The sequence below is a fragment of the Pseudomonas sp. GZD-222 genome (assembly GCF_049310525.1).
In the GTDB taxonomy this organism is placed as follows: Bacteria; Pseudomonadota; Gammaproteobacteria; order Pseudomonadales; family Pseudomonadaceae; genus Aquipseudomonas.
On the sequence record NZ_JBMOWO010000027.1, the window covers coordinates 55989 to 63809 of the forward strand.

Annotated in this window: 7 protein-coding genes; 3 read left to right on the forward strand and 4 right to left on the reverse strand. The window is 60.6% G+C overall.

The window, feature by feature from the left end; all coding sequences use genetic code 11:
• Positions 1 to 28 precede the first annotated feature (28 nt).
• Complete coding sequence (locus ACO6VD_RS05510) at positions 29 to 1651, forward strand: MFS transporter (RefSeq protein WP_422417544.1); 1623 nt, start codon at positions 29 to 31, stop codon at positions 1649 to 1651.
• 171 nt (positions 1652 to 1822) lie between these two features.
• Here ACO6VD_RS05510 and ACO6VD_RS05515 read toward each other — a convergent pair whose 3' ends face one another.
• The 4 genes from ACO6VD_RS05515 to glyQ all read right to left on the reverse strand — a co-directional run bounded on the left by ACO6VD_RS05515 (position 1823) and on the right by glyQ (position 6190).
• Positions 1823 to 2593: a lysophospholipid acyltransferase family protein gene (locus tag ACO6VD_RS05515; protein WP_422417546.1), complete on the reverse strand. Its 771-nt coding sequence runs from the start codon at positions 2591 to 2593 to the stop codon at positions 1823 to 1825.
• Positions 2594 to 2654: 61 nt separating this feature from the next.
• Positions 2655 to 3188 (reverse strand): D-glycero-beta-D-manno-heptose 1,7-bisphosphate 7-phosphatase, encoded by a 534-nt coding sequence (gene gmhB / locus ACO6VD_RS05520; protein ID WP_422417548.1) that lies wholly within the window; start codon positions 3186 to 3188, stop codon positions 2655 to 2657.
• A gap of 3 nt (positions 3189 to 3191) precedes the next feature.
• On the reverse strand, positions 3192 to 5246 hold the full coding sequence (gene glyS / locus ACO6VD_RS05525; protein ID WP_422417550.1) for a glycine--tRNA ligase subunit beta: 2055 nt from the start codon (positions 5244 to 5246) through the stop codon (positions 3192 to 3194).
• Positions 5243 to 6190, reverse strand: a complete 948-nt coding sequence (gene glyQ, locus ACO6VD_RS05530) for a glycine--tRNA ligase subunit alpha (RefSeq protein WP_136473838.1) — start codon at positions 6188 to 6190, stop codon at positions 5243 to 5245. Before glyQ ends, glyS begins: the two co-directional genes overlap by 4 nt.
• Before the next feature lie 82 nt (positions 6191 to 6272).
• On the opposite strand from glyQ, the gene ACO6VD_RS05535 reads away from it, so the two are divergent.
• A complete protein-coding gene (locus tag ACO6VD_RS05535; RefSeq protein ID WP_422417552.1) occupies positions 6273 to 6824 on the forward strand; it encodes a DNA-3-methyladenine glycosylase I in 552 nt (183 codons plus the stop codon).
• Between the two features lie 39 nt (positions 6825 to 6863).
• Entirely contained in the window at positions 6864 to 7751 is an 888-nt protein-coding gene (locus ACO6VD_RS05540) for a lysophospholipid acyltransferase (RefSeq protein ID WP_422417553.1), read from the forward strand.
• Positions 7752 to 7821: the final 70 nt, after the last annotated feature.

Genomic DNA, 7821 nt, shown 5'->3' on the forward strand with positions numbered 1-7821 from the left:
TGGGGCCTTGAGGCCGAGGACAGCAACGATGTCGGATTACATTCAGGAGCAGGGCGCCGCTACGGTCAGCAACAGTCGCCGTGAAGAGCGCAAGATCATTTTCGCCTCATCCCTCGGGACGGTCTTCGAGTGGTATGACTTTTTTCTTTACGGGGCACTGGCCGCGGTCATCAGCAAGCAGTTCTTTGCCGGGGTGAACGACACCACTGCCTTTATCTTCGCCTTGATGGCCTTTGCCGCAGGCTTCCTGGTGCGGCCCTTCGGTGCACTGGTGTTCGGTCGCCTGGGGGACATGATCGGCCGTAAGTACACCTTCCTGGTGACCATCGTGCTGATGGGCTTGTCGACCTTTGCGGTCGGCCTGCTGCCGACTTACGCCAGCATTGGGATCGCCGCACCGATCATTCTGGTGATCCTGCGCATGCTTCAGGGTCTGGCGCTGGGCGGCGAGTACGGCGGCGCGGCAACCTATGTGGCCGAGCATGCGCCACCGGGCAAGCGCGGCTTCCATACCGGCTTCATCCAGTCGACGGCGACACTGGGTTTGCTGTTGTCGCTGCTGGTGGTGCTGGGCAGCCGCTACATCAGTGGTGACCAGTTCGAAGTCTGGGGCTGGCGCCTGCCGTTCCTGCTGTCGATTGTGCTGCTGGCGATCTCCACCTGGATTCGCATGAGCATGCATGAATCGCCTGCCTTCGTGAAAATGAAGGCCCAGGGCAAAACCAGTAAAGCGCCGATCCGTGAGTCCTTCGGTTCCTGGGCCAACCTCAAGATCGTCCTCACCGCCCTGTTCAGCATTAACGCAGGGCAAGCGGTGACCTTCTATACCGCGCAGTTCTACGTGCTGTTCTTCCTGACCCAGATGCTCAAGATGGACCCGGCCCAGGCTAATACCCTGCTGATTATCAGCGTGGTGATTGGCGCGCCGTTCTTCGTGTTCTTCGGCTGGCTGTCGGACCGCATTGGCCGCAAGCCGATCCTGATGCTCGGCCTGCTGCTGGCCACCCTGCTCTACTTCCCGCTGTTCAAAGCCCTCAGCCATTACGCCAACCCGCAAATCGACGCCGCCAGCCGGCAATCGCCAATTGTGGTCATGGCCGATCCACAAAGCTGCACCTTCCAGTTCGACCCGGTCGGCAAGGCGCGCTTCGACAGTCCGTGCGACAAGGCCAAGACCTTCCTGGTCAAGCAAGGCCTGCCTTACAGCTCTGAATCTGCGGCTGCCGGTAGCGAAGTGGTGGTGACCGTCGGTGACCAGCGTATCAACGGCTTCGATGAAGTGGCGCTGCGGGCTGCGATCGAAAAGGCCGGTTACCCGGCCAAGGCGGATCCTGCCAGCGTCAACGAAACCATGGTGGTGGTGCTGATCGTGGCGATGATCCTGATCGCGACCATGACCTATGGCCCGCTGGCGGCGGTGATGGTCGAGCTGTTCCCGACCCGGATCCGCTACACCTCGATGTCACTGCCCTATCACATCGGTAACGGCTGGTTCGGTGGCTTCCTGCCGACAGTGTCGTTCGCTCTTGTGGTGTACACCGGCGACATCTTCTACGGGCTGTGGTATCCGGTGCTGATCACCGGTATCAGCCTTGTGGTCGGGCTGTTCTGCCTGAAAGAAACCCGTGATGTGGACATCGATAAGGTCTGATTTCCACAGGTACAAAAAAACCGGCGTAAGTGCCGGTTTTTTTATGCCGCGGAAAAACTTATGCACGATTTTCAGAAAACAGTCATACAGAGAAATAAGTAAGTAAATTAATAACTTAGCGAATTTTTAAGCGAAAGATCCAAATACTGTACACAAGTTATCCACAGATCGTCAGGCAACGCCCTGTGCGGCGTTCGGGGCTTGCGCAGGCAGTGAACCCATGTCGCGCTGAGCCTGTTCGTTCCAGGCTGCCGCCCGGTCGTTGAGCTCGGCAATCGCGCGTGGTCCAGTGCCCTCAGCGTACATCGGCGCACCGATCACCACCTCGATGGTACCGGCGCGTTTGTTCCAGCCCTGCTTGGGCCAGAACTTGCCAGCGTTGTGGGCGATTGGCAGGACTGGCAGGCCGGCATTCACCGCCAGGGCGGTACCGCCGCGGGAGAACTTGCCGATCTGGCCGAATGGAACACGGGTGCCCTCTGGGAAGATCAGTACCCAGACGCCATCCTTGAGCAGCTTGTCGCCTTCGCTGGCTACCTGCTTGAGCGCAGCCTTGGGGTTGTCACGGTTAATGGCGATCGGCCGCAGCATGGCCATGGCCCAGCCGAAGAACGGCACGTACAGCAGTTCACGTTTGAGTACCTGGCTCAACGGCGAAAAGTACGCCGAGAGGAAGAAGGTTTCCCAGGTGCTCTGGTGATTGGACAGGATCACGCAGGGTTGCTTGGGAATGTTTTCCGCCCCGCTGACCTTGACCTTGATGTTCAGGAAAATCCGCACCAGTACCAGCGCGAAGCGGCACCAGTAGACGTTGATGAAGCGATAACGGGCGCTGAATGGCAGAAACGGCGCGATAAAAAAGCTCAGGGTGCACCACAGCAAGGAGCTGGTACCCAGCAGCAGGTAAAAAAGAAAAATTCTGATCGCCTGCAGGATCGACATAGCGGCATGTACCGTTGCGGGCTTGCCCGCCTAGTAAAAGTGCGCCTGGTTCGCAGACGCGCTATTTGTGGATAAGTTCTCTGGCGATGGCTGCCAGATCATCGAAAATCAACGTTCCCTCGGGAATTCCCTTGCTCAGGGTCTTCTCGCCTTTTCCGGTTTTTACCAGAATCGGTTGAGCATCGACGGTCAATGCGGCCTCCAGGTCACCCTTACTATCACCGACAAACCACACACCGGCCAGATTCACATGGTAATGCGCGGCAATGGTGATGAGCATTCCTGGTTTGGGTTTGCGGCAAGCGCAACCCTCATCCGGGCCATGGGGGCAATAAACGATCAGGCCAACCTCGCCACCCTGCTCGGCCACCAGCATGCGCAGGCGCGCATGCATGGCCTCGAGGGTAGCCAGGTCGTAGTAGCCACGAGCAATACCGGACTGGTTGGTGGCAACCGCCACCGTCCAGCCGGCCTTGCTCAACTGCGCGATGGCCTCAATCGAACCGGGGATGGGTAGCCATTCTTCCAGCGACTTGATGTAGGCGTCGGAGTCCTGGTTGATCACCCCGTCACGATCGAGAATCAGCAGTTTCAAGACTTACCCCAGCAGCGAAATGTCGGCCACGCCCAGGAACAGACCGCGCAGGCGGCTGAGCAGGGCATAACGGTTGGCCCGCACATTGGCGTCTTCGGCGTTGACCATCACCGCCTCGAAGAAGGCGTCGACCGGTTCACGCAGGGCTGCCAGACGTGCCAGCGATTCGCTGTACTGACGCGCCGCTGCCATTGGTTGCACAGCCTGATCGGCTTGCTGGATGGCCGAGTACAGGGAGAACTCGTTGGCATTGTCGAAGTACTTCGGCTCGACCGTGGCTGCTACCGCGCCTTCGGCCTTGCTCAGCAGGTTCGACACACGCTTGTTCACCGCGGCCAGGGCGGCGGCTTCAGGCAACTGACGGAAGGCTTGTACGGCCTGTACGCGCTGGTCGAAGTCGAGTGCCGAACCCGGCTTCAGTGCTCGTACCGACAGGTAGGTGGCGACGTCGATGCCTTCGTCTTCGTAACGGGCACGCAGACGGTCGAAGACAAACTCCTGTACCTGCTCGGCCAGGCCGGCAGCCTTGACGTTGCTACCGAACTGGGTGACGGCGAAGCTCACCGCTTCGTTCAGGTCCAGGTCCAGCTGCTTCTCGATCAGGATACGCAGTACGCCCAGCGCTGCACGACGCAGGGCATAAGGGTCTTTGCTGCCGGTCGGGAGCATGCCGATACCGAAGATACCGACCAGGGTGTCGAGCTTGTCGGCGATGGCCACGGCCGCGCCAGTCAGGGTCGACGGCAGTTCGGCACCGGCACCGCGCGGCATGTACTGCTCGTTCAGGGCCAGGGCGACGTCTTCGGCTTCGCCATCGTTGAGGGCGTAGTAGTAGCCGGCAACACCCTGCATCTCAGGGAATTCACCGACCATCTCGGTCGCCAGGTCGCACTTGGACAGCAGGCCGGCGCGGGCTGCGCGCTGGGCGTCGCCGCCGATGCGCTGGGCAATGAACGCGGCCAGCTTGGCAACGCGCTCGGCCTTGTCGAAAACGCTGCCCAGTTGAGCCTGGAACACCACGTTCTTGAGGCGTTCGTTGAAGCTTTCCAGAGGCTGCTTCTTGTCTTGCTTGAAGAAGAACTCGGCGTCGGTCAGGCGTGGGCGCACGACCTTCTCGTTACCTTCGATGATCTGCTTCGGATCGCGGCTTTCGACGTTGGCCACGGTGATGAAGCGCGGCAGCAGCTTGCCGTCGACGTCCAGCAGGCAGAAGTACTTCTGGTTGTCCTGCATGGTGGTGATCAGGGCTTCTTGCGGCACGTCGAGGAAACGCTCCTCGAACGAGCAGACCAGCGGCACCGGCCACTCGACCAGCGCGGTCACTTCATCGAGCAGCGCCGGCGGCACGATGGCGGTGCCTTCCTGCTGCATGGCGAGTTCGGCGGTACGCTTGCTGATCAGCTCGCGACGCTCGGCGAAATCGGCCAGCACGTAGGCTTTGCGCAGGTCTTCCAGGTAGTTCGCCGGGGCGCTGATGCGCACGTCTTCCGGGTGATGGAAGCGGTGGCCACGGGAATCACGACCGGCCTTCTGGGCGAGGATGGTGCAGTCGACGACGTCGTCGCCCAGCAGCATCACCAACCATTGGGTCGGACGCACGAACTCTTCCTTGCGCGCACCCCAACGCATGCGTTTCGGGATCGGCAGATCGTTCAGCGAGTCTTCGACGATGGTCGGCAGCAGGCTGGCGGTGGCCTTGCCCGGGATGTGCTGGGAGAAGCGCAGCTTGGCGCCGCTCTGGTCGATTTCCGCCAGCTCTACGCCGCACTTCTTGGCAAAGCCCAGGGCAGCCTGGGTCGGGTTGCCTTCGGCGTCGAAAGCAGCCTGACGGGGCGGGCCGTCGACGTTGATGCTGCGGTCCGGCTGCTGGGTATCCAGTTGACGGATCAGCACCGCCAGACGGCGCGGCGCAGCGTAGACCTGCTTGCCGGTGTAGTTCAGGCCAGCGGCCTGCAGGCCTTTCTCGATACCGGCGAGAAAAGCGTCAGCCAGGGCGCTCAGGGCCTTGGGCGGCAGTTCTTCGGTGCCCAGTTCAACCAGGAAATCTTGAGCACTCATTGTGCAGCCTCCAGCTTGGCCAATGCTTCATCACGCAATTCAGGGGTCGCCATCGGGAAGCCCAGCTTGGCGCGGGCTTGCAGGTAGCTTTGCGCCACCGCCCGGGCCAGGGTGCGTACGCGCAGAATGTACTGCTGGCGCGCGGTTACCGAGATGGCACGGCGGGCGTCGAGCAGGTTGAAGGTATGCGAGGCCTTGAGGACCATTTCGTAGGTCGGCAGCGGCAGCTCCAGCTCGATCAGGCGGTTCGCTTCGCTTTCATAGAAGTCGAACAGTTCGAACAGTTTCTCGACGTTGGCGTGTTCGAAGTTGTAGGTCGACTGCTCCACCTCGTTCTGGTGGAACACGTCGCCGTAGGTCACCTTGCCGAACGGACCGTCGGTCCAGACCAGGTCGTAGACCGAGTCGACGCCCTGCAGGTACATGGCCAGACGCTCCAGGCCATAGGTGATTTCACCGGTAACCGGCATGCACTCGATTCCGCCTACTTGCTGGAAGTAGGTGAACTGAGTGACTTCCATGCCGTTGAGCCAGATTTCCCAGCCCAGACCCCAGGCGCCGAGGGTCGGCGATTCCCAGTTGTCTTCGACAAAACGGATGTCGTGTACCAGCGGGTCAAGGCCGATGGCCTTCAGCGAGCCCAGGTACAGTTCCTGGAAGTTCGCCGGGTTCGGCTTGAGCACCACCTGGAACTGGTAGTAATGCTGCAGACGGTTGGGGTTTTCGCCATAGCGACCGTCAGCCGGGCGACGGCTCGGCTGTACGTAGGCGGCGTTCCAGATTTCCGGGCCGACGGCGCGCAGGAACGTGGCGGTATGGAAAGTGCCGGCGCCTACTTCCATATCGTAGGGCTGAAGCACCACACAACCTTGCTCGGCCCAGTAGTTCTGCAGGGCGAGGATCAAGTCTTGGAAGGTACGCACGGCTGGCGTAGGCTGGCTCACGAAATTCACCTGTTTCTAGGGCTGCGAATATAAAGAGCGGGAGTATAACCCGATTCGCCCGAGCCTCTACCCTTGGAGCTTTATGCCACGTTGCTTTTGGTGTACCGACGATCCGCTTTACCAGGCGTATCACGATCAGGAATGGGGCACGCCGCAGCGTGATCCGGGGCAGTTGTTCGAGATGTTGCTGCTCGAAGGCTTCCAGGCCGGCCTGTCGTGGATCACCGTACTGAAAAAGCGTGAACGCTACCGCGAGGTGCTGTTCGGCTTTGATCCGCAGCGTCTGGCACAGATGAGCGACGAGGAAATCGAGGAGCGCATGCTCGATCCCGGCATCATCCGCAACCGCCTCAAGCTCAATGCCGCGCGGCGCAATGCCAAGGCCTGGCTGGCGCTGGAGAACCCTGCCGATTGGCTGTGGTCGTTTGTCGGCGGTGCGCCGAAGATCAACCATTTCAGCCTGCGCAGTGAGGTACCGGCCGTTACCGATGAAGCCAAAGCCATGAGCAAGGCCTTGCAGAAAGCCGGCTTCACCTTTGTCGGCCCGACCATTTGCTATGCCTTCATGCAGGCCACTGGCATGGTCATGGACCACACCACCGATTGTGATCGCTACGCCGCGCTGCTGCGCTGAGGGGTACAATGGTCGGCTTGCAGAAAGAGGAACCAGCCTGTGGATAAATTCAAGGGCGCCTTGATGGTCGGGGCGTTGCGGTTGTTTGCCAAGCTCCCCTGGGGCGCGGTACAGCGGGTCGGCGCAGCCATCGGCTGGCTGATGTGGAAGCTGCCGAACAGTTCGCGCGAGGTGGTGCGCATCAACCTGGCCAAGTGTTTTCCGGAGATGGACCCGGCAGAACGTGAGCAGTTGGTAGGTCGTACCTTGATGGATATCGGCAAGTCGTTCACCGAAAGCGCCTGTGCCTGGATCTGGCCTGCCCAGCGTTCACTGGAACTGGTTCGCGAGGTTGAAGGGCTGGAAGTCCTGCAGGCTGCCTTGGCTTCGGGCAAGGGCGTGGTCGGCATCACCAGCCACCTGGGCAACTGGGAAGTGCTCAATCACTTTTATTGCAACCAGTGCAAACCGATCATTTTTTACCGTCCGCCCAAGCTCAAGGCGGTTGATGACCTGTTGCGCGAACAGCGCGTGCAGCTGGGTAACCGCGTAGCGGCTTCCACCAAGGAAGGCATCCTGAGCATCATCAAGGAAGTGCGCAAAGGTGGGCAGGTGGGTATTCCGGCAGACCCGGAGCCGGCCGAGTCGGCGGGGATCTTCGTGCCGTTTTTCGCCACCAAGGCGCTGACCAGCAAATTCGTGCCGAACATGCTCGCTGGCGGCAAGGCAGTCGGGGTGTTCCTGCATGCCCTGCGTTTGCCCGACGGTTCCGGCTTCAAGGTGATTCTCGAAGCGGCGCCCGAAGCCATGTACAGCGAAGACACCGAAACCTCGGCAGCGGCCATGAGCCAGGTGGTCGAGCGCTATGTGCGGGCGTATCCAAGTCAGTACATGTGGAGCATGAAGCGCTTCAAGAAGCGTCCGCCGGGTGAGGCGCGCTGGTACTGAAAATGTTGATCGCGGGGCAAGCCCGCTCCCACAGGGGTTGTGTATAACTCTGTGGGAGCGGGCTTGCCCC

Bases quoted from the DNA above. Each gene is read 5' to 3' on its own strand.
- ACO6VD_RS05510 (WP_422417544.1), top strand. From the start codon at position 29: ATGTCGGATTACATTCAGGAGCAGGGCGCCGCTACGGTCAGCAACAGT.
- ACO6VD_RS05515 (WP_422417546.1), bottom strand. From the start codon at position 2,593: ATGTCGATCCTGCAGGCGATCAGAATTTTTCTTTTTTACCTGCTGCTG.
- glyS (WP_422417550.1), bottom strand. From the start codon at position 5,246: ATGAGTGCTCAAGATTTCCTGGTTGAACTGGGCACCGAAGAACTGCCG.
- ACO6VD_RS05535 (WP_422417552.1), top strand. From the start codon at position 6,273: ATGCCACGTTGCTTTTGGTGTACCGACGATCCGCTTTACCAGGCGTAT.